Source organism: Azospirillum sp. RU38E (assembly GCF_900188385.1).
Classification (GTDB): Bacteria; Pseudomonadota; Alphaproteobacteria; order Azospirillales; family Azospirillaceae; genus Niveispirillum.
On sequence record NZ_FZOI01000032.1, the window covers coordinates 1 to 24,470 of the forward strand.

General features: G+C 58.4%; 15 protein-coding genes, 1 pseudogene and 1 CRISPR repeat array. Of the genes and pseudogenes, 8 read left to right on the forward strand and 8 right to left on the reverse strand.

Annotation, left to right across the window (positions count from 1 at the left end):
- Positions 1-19: 19 nt before the first annotated feature.
- Entirely contained in the window at positions 20-235 is a 216-nt protein-coding gene (locus tag CHB97_RS26680; RefSeq protein ID WP_089290691.1) for a hypothetical protein, read from the reverse strand.
- Positions 236-535: 300 nt separating this feature from the next.
- On the opposite strand from CHB97_RS26680, the pseudogene CHB97_RS24685 reads away from it, so the two are divergent.
- A pseudogene (locus CHB97_RS24685) lies at positions 536-811 on the forward strand (transposase); the annotation flags it as partial.
- Between the two features lie 150 nt (positions 812-961).
- Here CHB97_RS24685 and CHB97_RS24690 read toward each other — a convergent pair.
- From CHB97_RS24690 to CHB97_RS24715, 7 genes are all read right to left on the reverse strand, one after another.
- Positions 962-1,396, reverse strand: a complete 435-nt coding sequence (locus tag CHB97_RS24690; protein ID WP_089290693.1) for a toxin-activating lysine-acyltransferase — start codon at positions 1,394-1,396, stop codon at positions 962-964.
- 85 nt (positions 1,397-1,481) lie between these two features.
- Complete coding sequence (locus tag CHB97_RS24695) at positions 1,482-7,325, reverse strand: calcium-binding protein (RefSeq protein ID WP_143271191.1); 5,844 nt, start codon at positions 7,323-7,325, stop codon at positions 1,482-1,484.
- A gap of 56 nt (positions 7,326-7,381) precedes the next feature.
- The gene (locus CHB97_RS26250; RefSeq protein ID WP_143271193.1) at positions 7,382-8,275 is read right to left on the reverse strand and encodes a hypothetical protein; all 894 of its coding nucleotides are present in this window, start codon (positions 8,273-8,275) and stop codon (positions 7,382-7,384) included.
- Positions 8,272-9,669 carry an HlyD family type I secretion periplasmic adaptor subunit gene (locus tag CHB97_RS24700; protein WP_089290695.1) on the reverse strand — a complete coding sequence of 466 codons (1,398 nt, stop codon included), beginning with the start codon at positions 9,667-9,669 and terminating at the stop codon, positions 8,272-8,274. Before CHB97_RS24700 ends, CHB97_RS26250 begins: the two co-directional genes overlap by 4 nt.
- Entirely contained in the window at positions 9,669-11,825 is a 2,157-nt protein-coding gene (locus CHB97_RS24705; protein ID WP_089290696.1) for a type I secretion system permease/ATPase, read from the reverse strand. Before CHB97_RS24705 ends, CHB97_RS24700 begins: the two co-directional genes overlap by 1 nt.
- A 330-nt stretch (positions 11,826-12,155) precedes the next feature.
- Positions 12,156-12,907 (reverse strand): IS5 family transposase gene (locus CHB97_RS24710; RefSeq protein ID WP_089290697.1). Its coding sequence is split into 2 segments (ribosomal slippage): positions 12,156-12,577 and positions 12,577-12,907, totalling 753 coding nucleotides; the frame shifts between segments, so codons are not numbered across the junction.
- A 100-nt stretch (positions 12,908-13,007) separates the two neighbouring features.
- Positions 13,008-15,794 (reverse strand): CRISPR-associated helicase/endonuclease Cas3, encoded by a 2,787-nt coding sequence (locus CHB97_RS24715; protein WP_089290698.1) that lies wholly within the window; start codon positions 15,792-15,794, stop codon positions 13,008-13,010.
- Between the two features lie 95 nt (positions 15,795-15,889).
- Between CHB97_RS24715 and CHB97_RS24720 the strand changes: the two genes are divergently transcribed.
- The 7 genes from CHB97_RS24720 (at position 15,890) to cas2e (ending at position 22,334) form a co-directional block, all read left to right on the forward strand.
- Positions 15,890-17,620 (forward strand): type I-E CRISPR-associated protein Cse1/CasA, encoded by a 1,731-nt coding sequence (locus CHB97_RS24720; RefSeq protein WP_160106249.1) that lies wholly within the window; start codon positions 15,890-15,892, stop codon positions 17,618-17,620.
- Between the two features lie 2 nt (positions 17,621-17,622).
- On the forward strand, positions 17,623-18,222 hold the full coding sequence (gene casB / locus CHB97_RS24725) for a type I-E CRISPR-associated protein Cse2/CasB (protein ID WP_089290700.1): 600 nt from the start codon (positions 17,623-17,625) through the stop codon (positions 18,220-18,222).
- The gene (locus CHB97_RS24730) at positions 18,215-19,474 is read left to right on the forward strand and encodes a type I-E CRISPR-associated protein Cas7/Cse4/CasC (RefSeq protein ID WP_089290701.1); all 1,260 of its coding nucleotides are present in this window, start codon (positions 18,215-18,217) and stop codon (positions 19,472-19,474) included. Before casB ends, CHB97_RS24730 begins: the two co-directional genes overlap by 8 nt.
- A complete protein-coding gene (gene cas5e / locus CHB97_RS24735; protein ID WP_089290702.1) occupies positions 19,471-20,325 on the forward strand; it encodes a type I-E CRISPR-associated protein Cas5/CasD in 855 nt (284 codons plus the stop codon). Before CHB97_RS24730 ends, cas5e begins: the two co-directional genes overlap by 4 nt.
- Positions 20,318-21,067 (forward strand): type I-E CRISPR-associated protein Cas6/Cse3/CasE, encoded by a 750-nt coding sequence (gene cas6e, locus CHB97_RS24740; RefSeq protein ID WP_089290703.1) that lies wholly within the window; start codon positions 20,318-20,320, stop codon positions 21,065-21,067. Before cas5e ends, cas6e begins: the two co-directional genes overlap by 8 nt.
- Positions 21,068-21,180: 113 nt before the next feature.
- Complete coding sequence (cas1e, locus tag CHB97_RS24745) at positions 21,181-22,026, forward strand: type I-E CRISPR-associated endonuclease Cas1e (protein ID WP_089290704.1); 846 nt, start codon at positions 21,181-21,183, stop codon at positions 22,024-22,026.
- Positions 22,026-22,334, forward strand: coding sequence for a type I-E CRISPR-associated endoribonuclease Cas2e (cas2e, locus tag CHB97_RS24750; protein WP_089290705.1), 309 nt, complete (start codon positions 22,026-22,028; stop codon positions 22,332-22,334). Before cas1e ends, cas2e begins: the two co-directional genes overlap by 1 nt.
- Before the next feature lie 37 nt (positions 22,335-22,371).
- A CRISPR array of direct repeats spans positions 22,372-24,352; the repeat unit is 29 nt; unit sequence GTTGCCCCTGCATCCGCAGGGATGAACCC.
- The last annotated feature ends 118 nt before the right edge of the window (positions 24,353-24,470 follow it).

A 24,470-nucleotide genomic window follows, 5' to 3' on the forward strand; every position in this document is an offset into this window, starting at 1 on the left:
TGCCGTGACCTTCCCCTGCTTAACTCGAACCATCAAAACCTCCTTCAATCCCGAATTTTAGGTCAATGGCTCTCCACTTTTCCAGGGCAAGTCCAGTCACGGCAACACGCTGCGCCAGCTTTACCGCGAAGCTCGCACTCACGCCAAAATGCCGCGCTGCATCACGCCGCGAGTAACCTGCCGCTATCCGCGCTTCAACGCGTTCCCGAAGATCTTCTGAATACGCCTTGCCCATGATCCACCTCCGATAAAGATGAATCACATCCAGACCAAAAAAGGAATCCTTCGATTCCGCTTTCTCGCGCGATGCTCTAATACCAGCGGCGCGAAATCATGACCGATGGTCACGCTTTCGCGCCCCTCAGTCGCCGGCGCCAGCATCCGCTGGCTTGGCTACGCCGCACGTGCGGCGCGGCGGCAGTCGCCGCCGTACCAACGGTCATGAATTATGACCGTTGGTATAATTCCTTGTTCAGCGAGCGGATTCACGCTCCAAAGCGATTCCGCTTTTCCGCGATCCGCTCTAATCAAGGATATCGACTTCGGCGCGCTGCTCGCCGACAAAGCATTCGACGCAGATTGGCTGCGCGCCGAGTTGAATGAACGTGGTGCCTTGGCGGTCATCCCGCCGAAATCCAATCGGACCGAAATCATCGACTGCGACTATCATATGTACCGTTGGCGTCATCTCGTCGAGAATTTCTTCTGCAAACTCAAACAGTTCCGCAGGGTCGCCACCCGCTACGACAAAACAGATTGCAGCTACGCCGCAATGATAAACCTTACCGCAACCGTGCTGGTGATGCGATGAATGTCAACAGACCATAGCCAGATAGTCGGACATGAAAGACAGCGTCCACACCCCCGCGCAACAATCGCCAAGTCATACAACACCGTCATGCCGCCAGGATATGGTCTGCTGTAGATAACATGGGGATTAATTTTGGCATCAGAAAAAATTCTATGAAACAAAAACAGCTGAACGTTTCCCACTTTCGTCAATTTTATGATGCCAGAACCCACTCTCCTTAAACAAGTTTATTCGAATGTCGTCAAAAATTTCTCGATGACCACCAAATGGAGCGATCAACTCAATCAACCAATTTATATCTCCGCTGTGCCACTCATCAACACGAAGCTTATGAGCACCGGCCTGAAGACGTTGTGAAACCTCTTCAGAGACTTTTGCATATAATGCCACCGCCGCAGGCCGGTCAGGACCGTAAAAAACACGATATTGTTCCAATAACAAAGGCGGCATCAAAAAGCATTCAAGATCACCAACAAACAGCTGTCGATGTAGAGGCGACTGTGACAGTAGCCACGTCATCTCGCCCAGCATCTGGGATACTGTTTTTCCTTGACCAGCTGAAGGAAGCGCAGAAGTATCAGACATTAAATTCCCCATCTATTGATAAATATTTTCTATTCGAAGAGGTGGAGGCTATCTTAGGCGGTAGCCCCCACCTTCATCAAGCGAATCACGCTGCCACGGGTTTTGCGGCTGGGAGCCGGTCAATTAGAGGCGTGTTTGCCAGCTCCGTAATCCGGAACGCAGTTGGATCAGTGGCTCTGACGGGAGCCGCGCCGGTGCCGCCATTAAATGCAGCCAAAGCCTGGGCGAGCCGCTGCTGCTCCAGGGACGGGATTGCAAGAGCAGCCGAGTTGTCTTCGGCCACTCGTTCAACGACCATTGGACTTGCCAGCCCCCCATCGGACACCAGCGTGTTAAAAGGCCCGAGGGACGTGCTCTGATAATCCTCCATCAAATACCAGGGTTTCTCAGCCTCATACCTGCGATATACAGAAGCAGAGCCAACGTCAATCGATGCTGCCTCTTTTTCTTCTACTATTCCCGACATGGCTTGGGATTGAGTGGGGACTGACAGGGCGTCTTGAGAAAAGACTAAGCGGGATGCGGTGCTATCCTGGTTGGCAGTTACCCGATCAGCCAGTTGCTCTGTGTCCAGCGTCGCTGCTGCGGCCCTTGTCGCCAGGGGAGCTGAAGCAGGCTTTGTACCCACCTTGCGTGAACCGTCAGCGGATACAGACATGATCTGTCGCCACCGCTTCTCCGCTTCTGGATCATTAATCCCATCAGCCAAAGTCCGGACAGTCTTCCCTGACAACTGATCCGCCCAGAGTGCCGCGTCATGAGCAGAGAGAATGTCATGGTCTGAGAAATTCAACTCGGCAAACTGCGCGACGAGATCATAGTCCAGCTTCTGAACATCCCTGCCAGGGGTAGGATTCATTGGTTTAGAATCCACGCCCAGTACGGAATTGTTTTTGCCACCGCTCAATGACTGAAGAATGGGATCGGATTCAAGATAGCCAAGCACAGCATTCTCATTCCCCGCTCCTTTCATGCTGTCAGGTACTGCCGCCAACCCGTTACCGGTATCGTTGATAAAACGGCGCGCCAGAGCGACATCGTGAGCAGTGCCCACCTTCCCATTGGCATATTTGAAAATGGTCGTGCCCACGACGACACTTTCGGACGCATTATCTGCGGTCATACCTGTCTTTTTACCTTTCAGGTTGATCGACTGGATACCGGCTTCCGCAAGAGTCTGCAGTTCACGACTACTCGAACGACCGTTCTGATTTTTATCAATCCACAGACGGAATTCCCCAAAACGGGCATCTTTGGCGTCAAGAGTGCCGTCATGGTTACTATCATAAGCAGCTAGTCCCTCAAGGTCACTGGTCGCTCCTTTAAGATCGTCGATGAAGGAAATTTCCGATATCTGATTGATCTGGCCATCGCCGTTGCGGTCCAAGGCGAGAATACCATCTGTCGGGCCGACCCAGCCGACCCTGATCAAGGCACCGCTTTCCGTGCGAGTTACCACGCGACTTTCAGCCACAGTGGATAGATTTGCACCATCACCCGCCAGGTCAAAGACAATGGGATTGAGCGGTCCGGGACCACTATAGGGAATGATTTTCCATCCCAGTTCAAGATTACGAATATCAATAGTTGCCCCACCAACGCGCACAAATTCTACAGTTTTCCATTCAAAATTTGAACTCTGATTCAGATATTTTTTCCCACCGTGCGGGATGTATATTCTATCAGCCACCTGAGACGCCTTAAGGCTTTCATTACTGTGGTCTTTGATACCAATCCACAAATGACCGTTACTATCTATTTCAAATATAACATCATTCTTTGCTGTATTTGGCCCAAACACAATTGTATCCTCGCCGCCGGAATCCTCAATAGTATCCTGACCATCACCCCGGTCGAAGACAAACCAATCATCACCATTGGATGTAATAATTTTATCATTACCGGTTCCACCAATTATAACGTTTGAATTAATCTCAACCTTACCCTGACCGGCACCATAGATAATGTCATTCCCATTGTAACCAAACATGAGATCTGCTTGGTTTGTTTGGCCAATCCCTGGATTATCAGCCCCCTCATCCCCATCAGTGCCTCCCCAGGCATAGGTAATGTGACCGATATCCAATGTACTTCCACCGCCCATATCGATGGTTTTAATAACGCCGTTACCAGATGTGGCAAAGTTAGACAGAACCCTCACCTGTTCTGCGGTGCCACGCACCCCCAGAATCAGTTCACGGTTCGGCGTCCCCAATGCAAGATCAGACCAGGTCAGGTTCCGGAACAGCAACGTGTTGGAGTTCTGATTATCATCGGTGATTATGTCGCTGCCGTCGCCAAGGCCGAACACGTAGGTATCGCTACCCCCTCCGCCATTGAGCGTATCGTTACCGCCGGCACCCGTCAGGAAATTGTCCCCTGCATTGCCCGTGAGGTTATCGGCATAGCGGCTGCCGGACAGATGCTCGATGGAGATCAGCGTGCTGGTGCTGGTGGCCAAGTTGACGGTGACGCCATTGATGAAATTGCGGTAATCGGCCGTATCCAGCCCATCCCCACCATCCAGCGTATCCGCACCGGCCGAGGCAACCAGCACATCGTTACCCCGTAACCCTTCAATCCGGTTGACATAATTATCGCCACCAAGCACGTCGTCATAATAAGAACCGCGCAGGTTCTCCACGCTATTCCAGACGTCGCCGGCGGCATCCCCGCCGCTGGCTGTTCCCGCCATGAAATCGACATATACAGCGGCTGACGATTTCTCATAGGATACAGTATCGACACCGACAGAGCCGTTCAGGGTGTCGGCACCGACACCCCCCTCCAGCGTGTCATTGCCGTCCAGCCCGTCCAGGCGATCATCCCCTGTCAGCCCCCGCAGGACATTACCGCCGGCATCGCCGGTAATGAAGTCATTGAGCCGGGATCCCGTCACATTCTCCATGCTGCGAATGGCGTCGCCAAAAACAGTGGGGGCCAAGGTAACGGTCACCCCATTGAACGGCATGGCATTGACGGTGGTAAACCGTTCAAAGCTGATCGTATCGCTACCATTGCCGCCTTCGGCATAATCATAATCATTATCTTCAGCCATGATGAACAGGTCATCGCCATCATCCCCCCAGGCTGCGGTGGGGCCGGTCTTGTTCAGCACAAGAATATCATTCCCCGCACCACCATGCAGGCCGCTGTCGCTATAGGTCTGCGGGTGATCCCAACCTTCCCCGCCAAACAGGTAATCATCACCATTGCCACCATACAGGCGATCCTCGTGCTGACCACCGATCAGCACATCATTGCCGTCCCCACCTTCCAGCACATCATTGCCGTCATAGCCCTGGAGCCAGTCATGCCCCGCCTGCCCCCGTAAGGTATCGGCACCGTTGGTGCCCAGGAAAATATCGTCGCCGCCAGAAACACCGTTGCGCAGATCGTCGAACACCACACTGGCAAGCCCATAACCATTGCCATAATCATTGCCGGTGGTCACGGCCGCCGGATTGCCGCCGATCATGTTAAAGCCGATGGCCGCGCCAAAATTGCCAATGGTGAAGGAGCGGCCATCGGCGCTGGCCGTCGGAATGCCCGCAAACACGCCGGACATTACCGTATTTGGCAGGGAGAAGGTGAACTGGCTGCCAATCTGCGCCATGCCAACTTGTTCGTAGCCGATACCCAATTCAAGCAGGTTGAAACTGTCGAACAGGCCGCGCAGGCCACCATAGAAATCGCTGGGACGCCATTCGTCGAGGTTCAGCTCTGCCGCGCGCTGCAAGGTCACCAGCCAGCCGGCATCAAACTGCGTTGCCTTCAGAGCGGCGATGATGGTATCGGCCATGGCCTTGTTAGAATTATAGAAATTCTGGTCGGTGGTTGACAGTGCCACCTCATCCTTCGCCAGAATACGGGTCATTACGTCCTGATTCGCTGTAAAAAAGCTCTTCGCTGCGGATGATAGGCTGTTCCAGGGGCCCAGAATCAGGGTGTTGATTTGCTCCCGGTTCCGCAGATAACGGCTGTAATCTCCGGCGATCTGCAGATCGCCCAGCAAGCTGGTCAAATTATCCGACGGAGAATAATACAGCGCACGCTTGGCGATCATGTCGCCACCCGCGATCAATGTATCCCGCGCTGCCTTCAGGGTTGCCCATTCCACAGCCGACGCCGCAGCGTCACCCTTCAAATCAGAGAAATTGGTACGCACACCGTTATACTGCGCCCAAATCTGCGGGCCGGTATGACCATAGGTCTGGGTGGGGCTGGCGCTGCTGACAATCCAGGCAGGGTTCAAATCCCCCGCAATGGTCTGGATCAAACCATTGAGAATGTCGCGCGCCGACAGGGCCATGCTCTCCACCAAGGCGCGGTTGCCGCCGTTGGTGACCGTTACGGCCCCCAACTGATACAGACCACGGTTATAATTCAGCACGGTTTCCGCATTCGCCTCCGGCACCTTTGGCTTCTTGCGGCCAAACAGATTGCCGATCAATGCCCCCAGGACGAAGCCGACAAAGGCCCCCACGCCGGGGAACACGAAATTCGTGGCAATGAAACCGTTACCAAATACCCCTGAGAGCAGACTTGAACCCCAGCCAAAGCCAGCCGCAGAGAAGGCGTAGGCGCTGGCTGCTGATCCCAAATTGGCCAGCACAACCCCCGCCGTCGTTTGCGGGCTGACCACCAGCGATCCCAGCCTGTTCCCCAGGAAGGTGGCAATCGCGCTGGTAGCCAGGGCCCCAGCCTCATTGAGATCAAAAATCGACTTGACGCCATCTAATCCTGTCAGCGGATCCAGTTGTTTGATAACGTTATTGGTCACATGTTGCAGAACGGAACCGACCGTCTGGCCAAAAACCTGCCCGGCAACGCCATCCAGACCAACAGCATCCGCCAACTCAACAGCGAGCATTGACGATACTGTACCAATAGCGGCAGATTTGAATGAATCGCCGAGCTGTTGACTGATGGTTCCGAAGCTGTCATTGGTGAATCCTTCTATAAAGGCAGATATGTCGCCGGCTGAGAGAGCATTGCCGATGCCGGCTCCGAACCTACCCCCAAGCACAGAGAAAACGCTTCTTCCAACATAAGAAGTCAGAACATTCTTACCGCCAATCAAGCCCCCTATCGTAGAGCCCAACAAATAACCAATATTGTATCCATCATATGCTGAAATCCCATCATAATATGGTGCAATCGCCGAGCTATATGACTTGACAGATAAATATGGGATAATTTCTCCACCTTCTCCAGTGTAGTATTTAAAATACATATCTGCTTGCGCTTGCGTTGTCGTTCTAATAAGGAATTCTTCCGCCGACGCAGGATAGAGCGGGCTATCGGATTCCAAAAGACCGAAAACTGGATCATTATATGCCATTTTTTCCGAGAAGGCAAACTCCGCCGTTTCTTTAAAAACTTTGTCATTACGAATAAACTCTACCGGTAGTGTTTCTTTTGGCTCTCCTTCCTTTTTTAAATCGTTTCTTGCCTTTATCTCTAGAGACTTTTTTCTGATTTCATCATGAGCATATCCGTACGCCGTATTAGAATGCCCCAATTCGTGAAAAACATTTATTGCGACAGGCCCAGATACAAGTTCAGATGAATTTCCCTCTGTAGAGCGGAGAGCATCCATATTTAAATCAATCCGATATCCTACAACTTTTCCATCACTAATTACTTCCCCTCTAAACGTCCCTCCAACTGATTTTTGCCCATCATTGATAGTATTTATTAATATAAATTGACCATTATTTTTTATTTCCGTTAACCTTTTAGATATACTATATTGACCATACTTATTCGATCCGAACACTCTATTTAAAGCAATGGTTAAGGTATTGTATTCGAAGCCGTTCTTTATACCAGCGCTATTCACAACCACCCGCGGAATCTTCAAATCGTTTGTTAAATCTTTTGGCTGCACCACAGTGACGCCATAACGATCAGTTGGGTTAGACATCTTTCTCTCCAAAGAGACGTAGTTTAGAATTATTTTACACAAAGAAAATTTATGATCTACATTCTACCCACCCCCTCTTTTATAATATTCATTGAGGAATTTAATTCATTAAGAAATATCTTTTGATTTTCAAAGTGATTGTAAAGTATGGATTGAGAATATAATTTCCCCATGTCAACCGAAAGATTATTGTTCATGACAAAACAATTCCCAGTAAATTCTAAATTACATTTATTTAAATCTTTATACTTATATTTTACATAGAAAAACTCAAATGCCATCCTAAAAGATGGAATTTCTTTAAAAAAATTTGCATAGTCATTTCCGCACATTTTCTTATTCAAATTACAAGAAAAAATTCTGTAGTATTCATCCACACTATAATAATCTAGAGCTTTTGAAGAAAATGCTTTTGATATTCTGCTGCCGATTATTTGATTAAATTTATTTGAATCAAAAATAATAGATAAATAAAATGACATAAACATTATCTTCTCCGGATCCGCACTATAAACATCATCAGATTCAAAAAAAGAAATTGCGTATTTTTCCAAATTACAAATATCAACTCCAAATATTTTATTATAGTATTTTACTTTAGAGCAATACACAGAAAACTCTGAGTTAACTACCCTTAATGCAACATACTCATAAGCAAATAAATTATCTTTAGATTTACTACTCAATGCCGACACTATATCGGTAACTTTTGGCCACATTTTATCCCTATAACCTTCTTCATAGCCCACCAAACCAACATCACGCACAATAGAACAAGGATTATCAGGAGAGTGCGGACTCCCTATACAGAACCCGATCTCCTTAACAGATTTCAAAAATGTCTCTTTATTAATAATAAAATCTTCATCAAATGATGATTGTCCTAAAAGGCCAGTTTGCATCACAAAGGCTGATATAATTAAAATATTTCTTTTGATGTAAATTCTCATCTTTCCCTCCCTGCTTCGCTCGTCGCCTTAGCGATCGGCGAGAGTATATAATCTGCCACAGTCCGATGGCCTGTGACAATCTCAGCCACCACGCTTAAACCGGGTGACAGGCGCAGCACCTCCCCCCGATCCGTCCTTACCCCTTCCGTCAGGCGGATGCGTGCGGGAAAAACCAGGCCCCGACTGTCATCCAGCACGGCATCTGCCGACAGATGTTCGACAACACCATGCAACACCCCATGGCGGGTAAAGGGGAAGCTTTCCACCTTCAGTGCCACCGGCATCCCCAGCCGCACATGCCCGGCATCCTTGTTCAGCACCAGTGCCTCCACCAGCAGCTCACTATCCGCCGGCACCAGGGTGGCGACGCGGGCGCCAACCTCCAGAACCTCGCCAATGGTGGTCACGGCAATCTCATTCACCGTGCCATCCACCGGGGCGGTCAGCCGCTGCAGGGCGCTGCGCTGTTCGGCCTTGCGCACCACCTCGCTGCGGGTGGCGATAATTGTCTCCGCCTCTGCCTGTTCGGCGGCGGCGCGGGCGCGGAACTCGGCATCAGCCTGATTGCGCTCCCGATCCAGCGTGGCGATCTGCGCCGCCGTTTCACGGGCGCGGGCCCTTTGCACCTCCATGTCCTGGCGGGCAGAGACCACCCGTTCCTGCAATTGCAGCACGCGCAAGGCGGGGGCCAGCCCTTTTTCTGCCAGCTCCGCCTGGGCAGCATGTTGCGCCTCCACCAGGGGCAGAAGCTGTTCCAGCTTGGTCAGTTCCGCCAGTGCCACGCCCCTGGCCGCCTCCGCACCGGCACGGCGCTGGGTCAGGCCGGCCTGACGGGATTGATGTTCATTGATTCGGGCCGTCACCGCCTGGCCTTCCGCCGCCACCGCCGCCGGTGCAGCACCGGCGGGCGGCTGAAAGGCGGGCGCCGCCCCATTGGCATAGGCCAGCAGGGCCGTTGCCCGCGCCCGTTGCAGCAGGGCAGCGGAGAGATCGGCCCGCGCCGCCGCCTCATCCGCGGCGGACAGGGTGCTGTCCAGTTCCACCAAGGGCTGGCCCTTCACCACCCGTTCCCCCTCCCGCACCAGAATGGCGCGGACAATGCCGGCATCGCCTGCCTCCACCGCCTGCAACCGCGCGGTGGGGATCAAACGTCCCTCCGCCACCGCCACCATTTCCACCTGGGACAGGAAAGACCAGACAATGGCGGCCATGGCTGCCAGAATGATCAGCCACAGCACGGCGCGACCGGCGGGTGGCGGCGGGGTTTCGGTGATCTCCAACGCGGCCGGCAGGAAATCCGTCTCCAGGCGGGTGCGACGATCCTGGCGCCGACGGGCTGTTTCCGCCCGCCAACTGTCGGTGAAGGCATCCAGATGTGCGCGCAGGGTGCCCATCAGCCAGCCTCCCCGCCGCGCATCTGTTCCCGCCACAGCGCCGCATAGCGCCCGCCCCGGCGGATCAGTGAGTCGTGATCGCCCATCTCCGTCACCTGACCATTCTCAATGGTGACGATCCGGTTGCAGCGGCGGATGGCGGACAGCCGATGGGCGATGATCAGAACCGTGCGCCCCTGGGCCATCTGGGCCAGATTGCGCTGGATCACCGCTTCGCTCTCCGCATCCAGAGCGCTCGTCGCCTCATCGAATATCAGGATACGCGGATCGGTGACCAGGGCGCGGGCAATGGCAATCCGCTGGCGCTGACCACCGGAAAGATTGCCCCCGCGCTCCTCAATCAGCGTGTCATAGCCCTGGGGCAGCTCGCAGATAAATTCATGGGCACCGGCCATGCGGGCCACGGCCACGACACGTTCCATCGGCATGGCCGGGTCGGCGAGCGCAATGTTTTCCCTTACCGAGCGGTTGAACAGGATATTTTCCTGCAAGACCACCCCAACCTGACGGCGCAGCCAGGCGGGATCCACCATGGACAGGTCAACCCCATCCACCATGACGCGCCCGCTCTCCGGCACGTAAAGCCGTTGCACCAGTTTCGTCAGGGTTGATTTGCCCGACCCGCTGGGGCCGACAATGCCCAGCAGCTCACCGGGGCGCACGGCCAGATCGATGCCGCGCAGAACCTCCCGACCGCCGGGGATATAGCGGAACCGCACCGCATCGAAGCGAATGGCCCCCTGAATGGTCGGCAGTGCTGCCCGTGAAGGGCCGGACACCGCCTCGGTTGGTGTGTTCAGGATATCGCCCAGGCGTTCCACGCCAACCCGCGCCTCCTGGAACTGCTGCCATAATTGCGCCAGACGCAGCACCGGTTCAGACACACGGCCAGCCAGCATGTTGAACGCCACCAGCTCACCCACCGTGATCGTCCCGCCAATCGCCAGCTTTGCCCCGAAATAGAGGATCAGCGCGGCGGTCAGCTTCTGTACCAGCCCGATGGCCTGGCCACCCCAGATGCCAATGCTAGCCGCCTGGAAGCCCGCCCGCACATAGGCGGCCAGCAAATCCTCCCACCTTCGCTGCATCTGTGGTTCGACCGCTGCCGCCTTCAGCGTTTCCACGCCTGCGATGCTTTCCACCAGGAAAGACTGGCTTTCCGAGCCACGCTGGAAACGCTCCTCAATCCGGCGACGCAATGGCGGCGTCAAGGCAAGGGAGATGATCATGTAAAATAGCACTGATGCGGCGACGATGCCCGTCAATGCCGGCGAATAAAGGAACAGCACGCCGAAAAACAGAATGGTAAAGACCAGATCAATGACCAGGGTGACGGCGGAGCCGGTCAGAAATTCCCGTATCGTATCCAGTTCCCGCACGCGGGCGACACTGTCACCCACGCGCCGCTGTTCAAACCAAGCCATCGGCAGCGACAGCAGATGTCGGTACAAGCGGGCACCCAGCTCCACATCCACCCGGCTGGTGGTGTGGGTAAAGATCCAGGCCCGTAAGCCACCCAACAGCACTTCGAACAGGATAATCCCGCACAGCGCCACAGCCAGAATATCCAGGGTGGAGGTGCCGCGATGAACCAGCACCTTGTCGATCACCACCTGAAAGATCATCGGCGTCGCCAGCGCGAATAGCTGCAACACAAGACTTGCCGCCAGCACCTCGCCCAACAGGCGACGGTATCGCATCAGGGCGGGAATGAACCAGGTGACGTCAAACCGTCGGCTGGCACCTCCCAATCCGGCGCGGGTGGTCAGGAAAACCACCTCGCCTGTCCAAACACCTTCCAAGGCTGCCATTTCCAGCGTTTCCGGCGGTGTGCCTGGACGCTGGATCAGAAGCTTTCCATCACGACAACTCGCCAGCAACATGAACCCGCCATCGGCCAGACGTGCAATGGCCGGTAGCGGAGAGTCCGCCAGATCGGCAACCCGCACCTGACGCAATCGCGCCCGTACACCAAGGTCTTTGGCCAAACGCACCAGATCCCCAGGCATGGTCGGCCGACCATGCCCCATGGCATGGCGAAGCTGCCCCACCTCCGCAGGTACACGCAGGAACCCCAGCAGCAGGCAAAGACATGCCAGCCCGCTATCGGGTTTTCCTTCAAGGGCGATTGATGCGACAGCGGAAACAGGTGGCACGTTGGAAACCGCGTTTTTCCGCGACAGGAAACCTTATAAAAACTGTGAAAGAAGGTCGTCAATTCCCCTTGTTTAAAATAAAAGTGACAAGTAAATAGAAACTAGTCCTAACTCGATTAAATACAATGAAAATGATTAATATATTTTAAATATTCATTTTCATTGAAGCGAAAGGAAGTTGCATAGTAAATTTACATAATATTATTAGATTAATTTTGATTAATACATACCTGCATATGAAAATTACTCCCTCGACCCTGTTAAAAAGAATCGCGGGATGAGCCAAATGATGGCGTGTAGAATGAAAAATGTTCTAGGGTCTGTGGGGATTCAGCGTGAATTGATGACGGCGGCGGCGAGGTAGATCATGGCCTTGAAGCTCTGATCTGTTTTGCAAGCACGCATGGCGATACGCTTGAACTCTTTGAGTTTGCAGAAGAAATTTTCGATCAGATGCCGCCATTTGTACATCTCCTCATCGATGCTGAGCGGGCTGAGGCGTTTTGGCCGTTGTGAGATGACAACCTTGGCCCCGCGCTGGTCGAGTTCCTCGACAATCCAATTGGCATCGAAAGCCTTGTCGCCGAGCAGGGCATCAAACTCGATCCCGCCGATGAGCGGCGCCACACCGATGGTGTCATAACGATGTCCGGGCAACAGGACGAAGCGCACAAGATTGCCCAAGGCGTCGGTCAGCGCCAAAATCTTGGTCGTCATGCCGCCTTTGGAGCGGCCAATGGCCTGGCTCTGAGTCCCCCTTTTGCGCCCTGGCCGTGCCGGTGAACCTTGACGATGGTAGCATCGACCATAGCGTATTCCATGTCCGGCTCATCCGATAAAGCATCAAAAATCCGCTTGAAAACATCGGCTTCGCGCCAATCCCTGAACCGGCGATAGGCCGTGCTCCAGTTGCCGAACATCGCGGGCAAGTCGCGCCATGGACTGCCCGTCCGGACAATCCACAATACCGCCTCCATGAATAGACGGTTGTTCCTGCCGCTACGCCCGGGGTCCGTCGGCTTGCCCAGACAATGCGGTTCAATCTGCGCCCATTGGGCATCGGTCAGTACAAAGCGTTCCATCCATACTGTGAATCACAGATCACGCGATTGGGGAATCCCAAATCCCCACAGACCCTAGGTCGCTTTATCAAATTATTTTAAAGTAATCTTGATGGGGTGGTCACTTGTCCACCCTGAACCCCTCGCAGCAATTATAGGTAATTTTGTATCGGCGGCTTTTATTCTTAATCTCTATCGCCTCCCCCCGCCATTGGCCATCAGAGGTCGGGGAAACCACAAGAACGGATATTCTTTCCAGGTAACCCTGTTGAGCCTTGGGCATGAAAGATTTGAGTATCGCAATATCTGCCTCATCTTCCGGCACACAGATCAGCGGCAGCAAGGAACGGCATTCCGATTCCTCAACCGGGTTCAGGTCCGGCGACAGATCGGGGTGCAGCAGCGTGGCCAACCCATACAGCCGGCCATCAACACGACCAGCCAGCACCACTGTATGGCTGTCGATCAGGCGGGTGCGGGGCTCCCGCCCCGGATTGTCGGGCACAGCGTCGTTGGCATTCCATTCCGTCAGCAAATCAGCCTGGAAGGGCAGACGTGCCTGCAATCCCTGCTGTCGTTCCGCCGCAGCGCTGCCCTGGTCGGCATCGTGGCGCGCGTGTAAGCTGTCAGGAACAGCCGGCGTGTCAGCATAGACTGATTCCATCAGGCCCCGCAGATCGCGGGCCACGACAAGATGATCCATCTCCGGCGGGTTGCCTGGAAGGGTGGATGGCTGCAACAGATGTCTGGCCGTCAGCCATAGTCGGGCATCATTCGGGTAAATGCTGGCCGCACCCGGAAATTTCCGGGCGTACCACCCAGGTGATGGTGCCGCCAAGACCGGGCAATGCAGCAGAACCGGGCTGTCGGGGCGTTGATCCGGCTGATCGGCGGCCACCAACGCGCCGGCCTGTGTCCTGGCATGACGGCGACGGCGGCCCAGCCGCTGAATCACCGCATCCGCCGGAGCCAGATCAATCACCATTTCATCGGCATCCAGGTCCAGGCTCTGCTCTGCGGCCTGGGTGGCGATCAGCAGCCTGCCCCGCCTTTCGGCGGGGTCGGCCTGCTTGCCGAAGACCTGCATCAATGTCCGCTCCATTGCGGCCCGGTCGGCGGGCAGGAAACGGGCATGGTAAAGCAAGGGAGGCGTCAAACCTTCAGTCCCGGCTGTTTCCGCATGGCGCCGCCATGCCGTCACGGCATCATCGACTGTGTTGCGGAACCAGATGACAGATCGTCCCTGGCGCTGCCATTCACGAATGGTCGCGTCGATCAATGCTTCGTCATGAACCGCTTCAAACCGCACCGGGCGCGTGCCCGATCCCGGCACCGGGTCCAGCGGATGCTGGGCGATGCCCTGCTGACTGACCAGCGTCAACAGCGGGTAAGCACCGGGCCGCGTGCGATCCGCCATGGAAGCCACATCGGCCCAGCCGGCCCCTTCCGCATAGGCGCGTGTCAGCATGTTGCGGATGCGGCTGGGCAATGTCGCTGACATCAGCACCACCGGATCGCCCATCCGGCCCTGCCAGCGCAGCAGGGATTCCAGCAAGGCTTGCATATAATCATCATAGGCATGAACCTCATCCACCAGCAGCAACTTGCGCCAGAGACCGGTCAGCCGCAGCGTGGCATGGCGGGCGCGCAGGGCCCCGGCCAAGGCCTGATCAATGGTGCCAACCCCCAGTTCCGCCAGCAAGGCCCGGCGGGAGGAGCGGGCAAACCACGCGGATGCCATTCCCTCCCCCTCCTCCACCCCGGCGCGGGTGGCGGCAAAGCGGAAAGCCGGGTGGCGATGCCGGCGGCTATGCGCCAGCACCACCTGCGGCTTGCCCCCCATCAGGCATTCACCAAAAGTGGCGGCACCCGCCGGCACAAATTTGCGGACAAAGGCCGCATCAGCGGTCGCCATGGTGGGCAGGCCGACATAGGTGCCGTTGGTACGGCCCAATGCCATCAGGCGCTGGGTGATCAGGTCGCCCGCCTCGCTTTTGCCGGCACCGGGCAAATCTTCCACCAGCACCAGCAGGGGGCCGTCCGGTAATGCCGCTGCGGTGAACAGCCGGTCCACCAAGGCCTGCAACGGGGTGGGAACCGGCGGGGCCCCCTGCCGCCCCAGCCCGGCGAACATCCGGGCAAAGGGAAGGGGCGGCTGGGCGGGCAATTGCCGGAACAGGGCTGGCTGCACCTCCGCCAATACGTCCGCGGCACCGGGCAGGGCGTACAGCCGATAGTAATCCGGCAGCGCCATCACCTGTTCCTGATAGGCGAACCGTTCGGCCGAACCCAACCAGTCGCACAGGGTAAACATCCCGTTCAGCAAGGGGGCCAGACGCACCAGCCCGGCCCGATCCGGCAAGCCATGCTGCCAGCCGAACAGCGCTGCCACGGCCGTCACCAGTTCGCAGGCGGCGGCCAGATCATCGGGCATGACAACATATTCGCGTTCCAGGCGGCGCGGATCAAAACCCGGTGCGGGCGGGCTGCCATGGTGGCCGGTGCTGATGGCGAACAGCAGCGCCAGCAGGTCTTCCGGGGCATCGGCCAGCGGCAGACCACAAGCCGCCAATCCCGATGGCCCCAGCTTGTGCAGCAGGATCATCTGGCCAACCGCGTCATGCGGCAAGTTGAAGGGTTTACGGGGCGGAATGCGCCCGCCCAAGCGTTGAACGATATCCGGGCGTTTTTGTTGAAAGGCAGAGGATGCCTTGCCGATATCGTGCAGCGCCAGCACGGTCAACAGCATGGCCCGTGTTTCATCATGGCCCATGTCCAAGGCATTCGCGATGAATGCCAGCAGGGCCGGGCGTCCTTGCAACCCGATATCCAATATCGCCGCCACATCCACCGAATGGTACGGCAGCGGGTGATAATGGTCGGCTTCTGCCTTTGCCCATCTCATCATGAAAACACCAATTAATATAAAATCACCGTTGAACAAAATTATAAACTGAATAAATATGCGAAATATATATTTATCAGAACGAAAAAGAGGTTGAATTGAAAGAAAATGGTATTTTCTGGTTATCAACGCAGCTTCCCGTCCTGCGCCGCCAATCCGGGGCCGGTACGGCAACGCCGCTGGAACTGACCGCCGGCCATGCGGATGATCCCATCATCGCCGTGCGTTTTGGCCATCCCATGGCCGATCGGGGGTTTGAGCTGTTGCTGCGGGATATCCTGCAGGCTGCCATGCCACCGCGTGACAAGGCGGAATGGCTATCCCGGCTGCTGAACCCACCGACACCGGCGGAACTGGCGGCAGCCCTGGCACCTTATCAGGCGGCGTTTCAGATCGACCATCCGGAGACACCCTGTTTCCAGGTACGGCCCTCGCCCCAGATGCTGGCCGCCGCCATGGAAGGCAAGGGCCGCAAGCGCCCGGCAAAAGCCCCGGCGGACAGTGACGATGAGGAAGAGGAGGCGGGCAGCCAGCCGATTGCCAGCCTGCTGCCCGATCTGCCCACGGGCGAGGCGATCAAGCAGGATACGGATTTCTTCGTGCGGCGCGGCGGTGTAACAGCCATCGGGGCCGGGGCCATTCTGCCCGTCCTCTACGCCCATATGGTTTTGTTTCCGCCCGGTGGTGGTGGCTATTTCGGGCTGCCGCATGGGGCGGACAGCATCAAGTATCAGGTGGTGGGCGACACCTTATGGCAGACCCTGTGGCTGAACGTGCTGTGCCCAGGCGCAGAAGGGTTTGAACGGCCGGAATCGGGGCGCCCTGCCCCGATGGATGCGTCAGTATTTCCCTGGCTGGACCCGGAACTGCCACATCTGCCCCTGGGCCGACGGGATGAGGCGGCAACCAAACCGCTGGACCGGCCCCGGCTGCACCCGGCCCATATACCCATGGCCCGGCGTTACCTGCTGTCACCGCCTGTCACGGGGCGTTGTGATCTGACGGGGCTGGCGGGGCCGGTTTATCAATCCTATGACCGCTGGCCCAAGGGGCTGCAATATGCCCCGCGTGGCTGGCTTTATCCTAACGTCTCCCGGATTGAGCTGGTCGGCAAACCGGAGGAGGAATCCCGGTTCGCCAAGGCACCAGGCCCCTTGCGCTTTGATGATTGGCTGGAAACCGCCCTGGCCAATACGGAAGGCTCCCGCACCGCCAAAACCGGCACACCACGCCGCCGCCTGCCCGCCGTGCTGCGGCAGGTGGCGGCGGTGGGGCGGCCCCATCTGGTTGGGGCGGGGAACGCTGTCGGCACCGCCTTGCAGGAAGGCAGCCTGCGCGTGCGCGCCTTCGCGCAGTTCAACTATGGCAAAGCCGTCGGCGGGATGAGCCAGCGGGAACTGCCCGTCTGGCTGCTGCCCGATGATGATCTGATGTGGCTGTGCGGCGAGGTGACCATGGCGCTGGAACGGGCATCACTGATGGGGGATGCGCTGCGCTGGCTGGCCAAGGAAGCTGCCCTGCTGGGACAGCAGAAGGGGGCCAGTGCGGTGGCGGATAATCTGCGCGATGCCTTTCTGGCCGGGCTGGACAGTGCCGCCCTGGCATTGCCGGCCGATCTGGCCAAGGCGGTGCGGGCACCCAAAACCAGCCCCTATGAAGAGGCTGATCGCCTCCGTGACGGATTCTTAACCCAGGCCCGCCGCCATGCGCTGGCCCTGTTCGACGGGGCCTTTCCCATTGATGGGCTGGGATCGGTTGATGACCGGCTGGCTGCCGCGCGCGGGCGACTGGTGACGCGGCTGCACCGGATTTTGCAAGGGGAGGTTTGAGGATGAGCGCCCAACCCGCCGCGGAACAAGCGGCAGAGGATCAAAGCCCCGCCGAACGCTGGTACGACCTGCTGCAGCAGGATAACCGCAAGGGCGACCGCGCCGCCCTGCGCCGGGCACAGCAGACGGATGACGCCTATGGCGTTGCCAGTTTCCACCTGCTGCTGGTCTGGCTGGGCAAACAGAAACCGCCGGATGTCGCCGCCCGCATTGCCATGGCCCTGGCCCCCATCCGCCAGGACCGGATGGAACAACAGGCCGACGGTAATGATGATGACGATCCGGCAGAGGCCCCGGCGGCGGACCAACCAAAAAGCTGGGCCGGCACCAAACTGGGCCGCTGCATGGCGGCCAAGGGACCATCGGGCACCCCCCGCATCAGCCCGGCGCGGGTGCGCCTGCTGCTGTCAACGGAAAACCCGGACCAGTTCCTGCGACTGCTGCGCAGCATTCTGGGCCAGCTTGATGGCCGCGCACCGGTGCGGGAGGTGGCGGACGTGATGGATGGATGGCATTCACCCACCTGGCGCGCCGCCATCCGCCGACGAATTTTTCTCAGCTATTTCAGCAATGTCGATGTCAAGGAGAGCAAGAATGCCTGATACGCTGCTGCCGCGCGCGGACCTGCTGCAATTCCATATGTTGACCAATTTTCCGCCGCACAATGTCAACCGGGATGAAGATGGCCGCCCGAAAAGCTGCGAGATGGGCGGCGGCCTGCGCGGCCGTATTTCCAGCCAGGCAAAGAAGCGCGCCCTGCGCTTTGCCCCCCATTTCCCCCAGGCGCAGCGGGCCACCCGCACGCGGGAGGCGGGTATCCAGTGCTATCGCCGCCTGACGGCGGCGGGTATCGACGATCTCAGCGCTGTCTGGGTCGCCCTGGCGGTGAACCATGCCACCGGGGCCGGCGGAAACGCCCCCAGCCTGGAGGATGCCAAGAAGCTGCTGGGCGGCGGCAAAGCCGGCAAGAAGGGTAAGGCCGCCGCCGTGGCCGATGATGCACCGATCGACCGGGCAGCCTTGGAAAAGGATCTGGGCACCGAACAGGGCCTGGTGATCAGCACGGCTGAATTCGCCAATATTGAAACGGCGCTGAACCATCTGATCCAGACCTGGCAGGCCGACCGGGAGAATTTCCCCGCCACCCTGGAAGGCTGGATCAAGCGGGTGGCAAAGGAGAAGCTGTTGAGCCGGGCCGACCATGATCTGGACACGGCCCTGTTCGGGCGCATGGTGGCCGCCGAGCCGGGCTTCAATGTCGAAGCCGCTTGTGCTGTAGGGCACGCCTTCACCACCCACGCCTTCCGGGAGGAGCCGGATTATTTCTCCGCCGGGGAGGAATTGAATGTACTGGGTGGCACGGGGGCGGCCATCACCAGCTATGCTTTTTTCGGTGGTGGTGTCTACTACCAGCACGCCGTGTTGGACCGGGGCCATCTGCGCCTGAATCTGGGCCAGGGCCGGGACGCGGCGGAGGCTGATGCCCTGACGGAAAAGGCCATCGACAGTTTCCTGACCGGCCTGTTGTTCGCCCAACCCAAGGGCAAGCGCAACAGCCACGCCAGCGATGTCGGCGCCTCCTATGTGCTGGTGACGCGGGGCGGTGATCCATCCCTGAATCTGGGTCTGGCCTTCCTGGACCCGGTGAAGGTGACGCACGACGATAGCGACCTGATGCGTGCCTCCATCACCCGCCTGCGGGATTTCCAGCAGAAGCTGGCGGCGGCCTATGGGCTGGGCAACGCTGTCTGCATCTTCAATGCCTATCCCCCCGCGCGCGACAATGCGCCGGCGGCAGATGAAGTCTGGACGGTGGCGGAGCTGCGCCGTTTCGTGCTGGGGAACGGCGCATGACAGGGGGCATGGTGCCACAGCTCTGCTTTACCCTGATGGCGCCTTATGGGGCGTGGGGGGCGGCATCGCCCTCCTCCGCCAACACAGCCTGGAAAGCAACCGAGCTGGACCCGCCCAAATCCGCCATCATCGGCCTGCTGGGGGCGGCCATGGGGATGGAGCGAGCGGCGCTGGGGCCCTTGGCCGCCGATCTGCGTATTGCCGTGCGCACCGGCATCCGCCCCCGCCATGAACCACGGCCCGATTATCATACGATCAGTGGCAGCCGCCGCCCGGAAGGGCGACAGCACTGGTCCCGGTTTGAGGAATTGCGGGCCAGCCTGGCCGGCAGCGATAAGAGCGGGGCCATCCTGTCCAAGCGTGAATATTGGACCTGCGGCCTGTGGAGTGTTGCCGTGGCAGCGGTCGGCCAGGGTACGAACCTGTCAGCCCTGGCCGATGCCCTGGCCGGCCCGCGCTGGGTGCTCTATGCGGGACGCAAATCCTGCATGTTGGGCCTGCCCCCCGATCCGGAATTGCTGGAAGCGGCGGGGCCGGTGGCGGCGCTTGCCGCCCATCGCTGGCCCTGGGAACGCCATCCCGGCCTGATTGACGGCACCACCAGCCCGCTGCTGCCGCTGCTTCGCTTGAAAGCGCGGTTGGGGGAACCGGAAATGCTGGCGGTGGAGGCAGGCTATCCCGGTGCCCCCACACAGGCGGACGGCCTGATTCAGCGCCGGGTTAACCGCCGTGACCAGCCGGCGCCGCTGCGCCTGGAAAGCGGTCGCATTTATCAACGATTCCACGAACGCCAGGAAATCCGCATGGAATGGCCGGCAATAACCCAAGGGGACGGAGTGGCCAATGCCTGACAGCCTGTTGAACGCCCCGCCTGATACTCCGACGGAGGCAGAAACCCTGTATGAAAGCCGGGTGGTGCTGGAGCCGCGCAACCTGCCGGCCCTGCATTCCATCATGGCCCCCCATGCCCGCCAGGGCGGGCAGTTCGCCCATAAAATGATCTGGACCCTGTTCCCCGACATGCCCGATGCGCGGCGACCGGACCTGTTCTTATTCCATGTGGAGAAGGAAAAGCCCTTCACCGCCATCATCCGGTCGCGCCGCCCGCCGGTGGATGGGCTGGGCGGCATCTGGCGGATTGAGAAAATCCGGCCGTTCGATCCGCAACTGGTTGCCGGCCAGCGCCTGCGCTTCCGTCTGCGGGCGGTGGCCAGCCACTGGCAGCCCCAACCGGGGGCCAAACGCGGCCGCCGGGAAGATGTGGTAGTGGCGGCTTGGCGCAAACTGGCCGAAGCCGAACGCACGCCCGAAAGGCTGGAGGAAACGGCCCAGGCGGCCTGCCTGGAATGGCTGGCCCGACAAGGCGCGCGCTGTGGTTTCAGCTTTGCCCCCGGCATGGTGGAACTGCGCGATTATGAATGGTCAAGCACGCCCGGCAAGCAGCGCCGCCGGCATATCAGCTTCGGTGCCGTCACCTATGAAGGGGTGCTGACGGTGACGGAACCGGTGGCCCTGCGCCAAGCATTGGCCGATGGGCTGGGCAATGGCCGCGCCTTTGGCAATGGGCTGATGCAGATCGCCCCCGCCCCATAAGGGGGGGCTTCTGGGTGCAGGGTCTTGGACAAGTGAATCATGTAAAACCACCCACCGCCCGGCCTTTGCCGGGCGGTGGGGACCGGTTTGCCCCTTTTTGAAAGGCCATCACCATGCTGAAAGGACGCCTGGGCCTGGATGAAGCGCGGATTCCGCAAAAATCCCGCAACGGCCTGATCTATGTGGAACGCTGTGCGCTGTCGGTCGATAATGGCAGCCTGATCCTGCATTTCAGCGAAAAGGGCGAGACGCTGGAACTGCCGTATCAACGGCTGAACGCCATCCTGCTGGGCCCCGGCAGTTCCATCACCCATGATGCCGTGCGCCATTGTTCCGGCCATGGCACCTGCCTTGCCTTTGTCGGCACCGATGGCACCCGGCTTTATACCGCCCCACCCCTGTTTGACCGTGACAGCACGCTGGCCCGCCAGCAGGCGACATGGTGGGCATCGGAAAGCACCCGGATGATGGTGGCCAAGCGCATGTATGCCAAGCGGTTTGGGGAGACACCGCGCACCAGCTCGCTGGACAGCCTGCGCGGGATGGAAGCCGCCCGCATCAAGCGCTCTTATGAGATCATTGCGTCCCAGGTTGGCATCACCTGGCAGGGCCGCCATTTCGACCGCGCCAACCCGGATGGCGATGATGCCCCGAACCAGGCCATCAACCACACGGTCACGGCGGTGGAAGCCTGTGTTGCCATTGCCGTGCAGGCCACCGGCACGCTGCCACCCCTGGGTTTCCTGCACGAGGACAGTGCCAAAAGCTGGGTTCTGGACCTGTGCGACCTCTACCGCACCACGGTCACGGTACCCATCGCCTTTGAGTGTGTGAAGCGCCAGCGGCAACAGCCAGGGGAAACGCTGGACAGGCTTTGCCGCCGCGCCGTCTCGCGCCATGTGCGGGACAAGGCGTTCATCGACACGGTGATCACCGACATCAAGGAGATTCTGGCCTGATGATCGTCATCTGCCTTTCCGCCACAGCGGACCGTTTCCACGGCTTCCTGCGTTCGGCGATGCTGAATGTGCATCCGGGCGTCTATATCGCCATGGACCTGGATGCAGGCTCCCGCGATCGCATCTGGGGGATATTGGAGAGTTGGTGGTATGCCGACCCACGCGGACAAGCCGTGATGATTTACCGCGACAAGTCAAAACCCATGGAAATAGACTTCCGCTGCTTGGGCTCCCCCAAACGTGACATTATTGATTATGATGGTCACTACGCCCTGGTGGAAAAGGCAAAGACAGGTGAAAGTGGTTGAGCGGAGAGGGGTTTTAGATCAAGATATTGAGAGCAAGGTTGCCCCTGCATCCGCAGGGATGAACCCTGGACGATGCCGATCTGCAGGATGCTGCACTGGTTGCCCCTGCATCCGCAGGGATGAACCCCCGCCCAGTTTGGCCCGCGCGCTGCGGAAGCGGTTGCCCCTGCATCCGCAGGGATGAACCCCACCTGGGCGGCCCGCAGGGCCTGCGCCCAAGGTTGCCCCTGCATCCGCAGGGATGAACCCCACTTGGGCCGCCCGCAGGGCAGCGGCGCAAGGTTGCCCCTGCATCCGCAGGGATGAACCCCGATGAATGGCGTTGAGGGCCGAGACGGTCTTGTTGCCCCTGCATCCGCAGGGATGAACCCAGCATATCCAGGCTGCCGCTCTGCGCGCCTGTGTTGCCCCTGCATCCGCAGGGATGAACCCGCCGCCGGCATTGACGGGGACGATGATCCGGCGTTGCCCCTGCATCCGCAGGGATGAACCCAACAACGCGCTACGGCGCTCAACATGGGGTAAGTTGCCCCTGCATCCGCAGGGATGAACCCCCGCATCGCCTGACGGAGACGAAACATGAATGGTTGCCCCTGCATCCGCAGGGATGAACCCCCGCATCGCCTGACGGAGACGAAACATGAATGGTTGCCCCTGCATCCGCAGGGATGAACCCTATGGCGGCTGCGGCGGTGGTGGCGGGCAGGGGTTGCCCCTGCATCCGCAGGGATGAACCCGCCGCTGTGAATGCTCTGCCGGCCCGCAAGCTGTTGCCCCTGCATCCGCAGGGATGAACCCACATCGTTGTGCGGGATGTGCGGGACCACGAAGTTGCCCCTGCATCCGCAGGGATGAACCCTTTCTTTTTGGCCAGACGCTCTTGGCGCGCCTGTTGCCCCTGCATCCGCAGGGATGAACCCCAGCGCACCGCAGCCCAGCCGGGCCGCAAGATGTTGCCCCTGCATCCGCAGGGATGAACCCGCACGCCGATTTCAAGCGCGCCCGTGGTCGGGGTTGCCCCTGCATCCGCAGGGATGAACCCCAGACGGTGGACGTTCCGGCATCGCAAGTCGTGTTGCCCCTGCATCCGCAGGGATGAACCGGGGGTTGAGCGGCTATGCCCGGTTCCGCTAAGGTTGCCCCTGCATCCGCAGGGATGAACCCCACACGCTCACTACGGCGCAGATGCCGGCGCAGTTGCCCCTGCATCCGCAGGGATGAACCCATGAGCGACGCGGCGATTGCGGCACTGTACCGGTTGCCCCTGCATCCGCAGGGATGAACCCCAGCGGGCGCGCTCAGGCGATGAACACCCATCGTTGCCCCTGCATCCGCAGGGATGAACCCACCAGATCGCACGGCTCGTACTCATGGGCCAAGTTGCCCCTGCATCCGCAGGGATGAACCCGACACCGCTGCCGGGAAGCGCGTGTTCCTGCAGTTGCCCCTGCATCCGCAGGGATGAACCCATTGATATGGCGGGGTATCAGAGCGTCTGTTTGTTGCCCCTGCATCCGCAGGGATGAACCCTATACAGCACCCGCGAGAAGGCGTTACGCGCGGTTGCCCCTGCATCCGCAGGGATGAACCCACCAAGTACCATGGCCCTTCCAACGTCAAGGGGTTGCCCCTGCATCCGCAGGGATGAACCCTACGGCCTAGCGGCGATGCGGTTCATAGACCGGTTGCCCCTGCATCCGCAGGGATGAACCCAATCGCGGCTTGGCAGACAGCGCTCAACCGCGGTTGCCCCTGCATCCGCAGGGATGAACCCAATGACCGCACAGGGCTGCACCGTGACAAGGTGTTGCCCCTGCATCCGCAGGGATGAACCCCCGCCCGATCTGGCCCGCGCGCTCCGGCGGCAGTTGCCCCTGCATCCGCAGGGATGAACCCTACCAGCGCACCCATGATGATTATGCGCGCCTGTTGCCCCTGCATCCGCAGGGATGAACCCCAGGATATCGGGGTGTCGCTTGCGGGCGGCCAGTTGCCCCTGCATCCGCAGGGATGAACCCTGTCTAATACCTCTGGTGATGAACCCAGATTTGTCACCGGTAGCCGGCATTTTTCCGGATTTATTTTTGATAACAAGTAATTACCCTTATTTTGGAGCGGTTAAGAATTTACAGGGTG

What these genes read in the sequence shown, in the direction of transcription:
- casB (WP_089290700.1), top strand. Translation starts at nt 17,623, where the DNA reads ATGAGCGCCCAACCCGCCGCGGAACAAGCGGCAGAGGATCAAAGCCCC.
- CHB97_RS26250 (WP_143271193.1), bottom strand. Translation starts at nt 8,275, where the DNA reads ATGAGAATTTACATCAAAAGAAATATTTTAATTATATCAGCCTTTGTG.
- CHB97_RS26680 (WP_089290691.1), bottom strand. Translation starts at nt 235, where the DNA reads ATGGGCAAGGCGTATTCAGAAGATCTTCGGGAACGCGTTGAAGCGCGG.
- CHB97_RS24690 (WP_089290693.1), bottom strand. Translation starts at nt 1,396, where the DNA reads ATGTCTGATACTTCTGCGCTTCCTTCAGCTGGTCAAGGAAAAACAGTA.
- CHB97_RS24695 (WP_143271191.1), bottom strand. Translation starts at nt 7,325, where the DNA reads ATGTCTAACCCAACTGATCGTTATGGCGTCACTGTGGTGCAGCCAAAA.
- cas1e (WP_089290704.1), top strand. Translation starts at nt 21,181, where the DNA reads ATGCTGAAAGGACGCCTGGGCCTGGATGAAGCGCGGATTCCGCAAAAA.
- CHB97_RS24730 (WP_089290701.1), top strand. Translation starts at nt 18,215, where the DNA reads ATGCCTGATACGCTGCTGCCGCGCGCGGACCTGCTGCAATTCCATATG.
- CHB97_RS24700 (WP_089290695.1), bottom strand. Translation starts at nt 9,669, where the DNA reads ATGGGCACCCTGCGCGCACATCTGGATGCCTTCACCGACAGTTGGCGG.
- CHB97_RS24715 (WP_089290698.1), bottom strand. Translation starts at nt 15,794, where the DNA reads ATGATGAGATGGGCAAAGGCAGAAGCCGACCATTATCACCCGCTGCCG.
- cas5e (WP_089290702.1), top strand. Translation starts at nt 19,471, where the DNA reads ATGACAGGGGGCATGGTGCCACAGCTCTGCTTTACCCTGATGGCGCCT.
- cas2e (WP_089290705.1), top strand. Translation starts at nt 22,026, where the DNA reads ATGATCGTCATCTGCCTTTCCGCCACAGCGGACCGTTTCCACGGCTTC.
- cas6e (WP_089290703.1), top strand. Translation starts at nt 20,318, where the DNA reads ATGCCTGACAGCCTGTTGAACGCCCCGCCTGATACTCCGACGGAGGCA.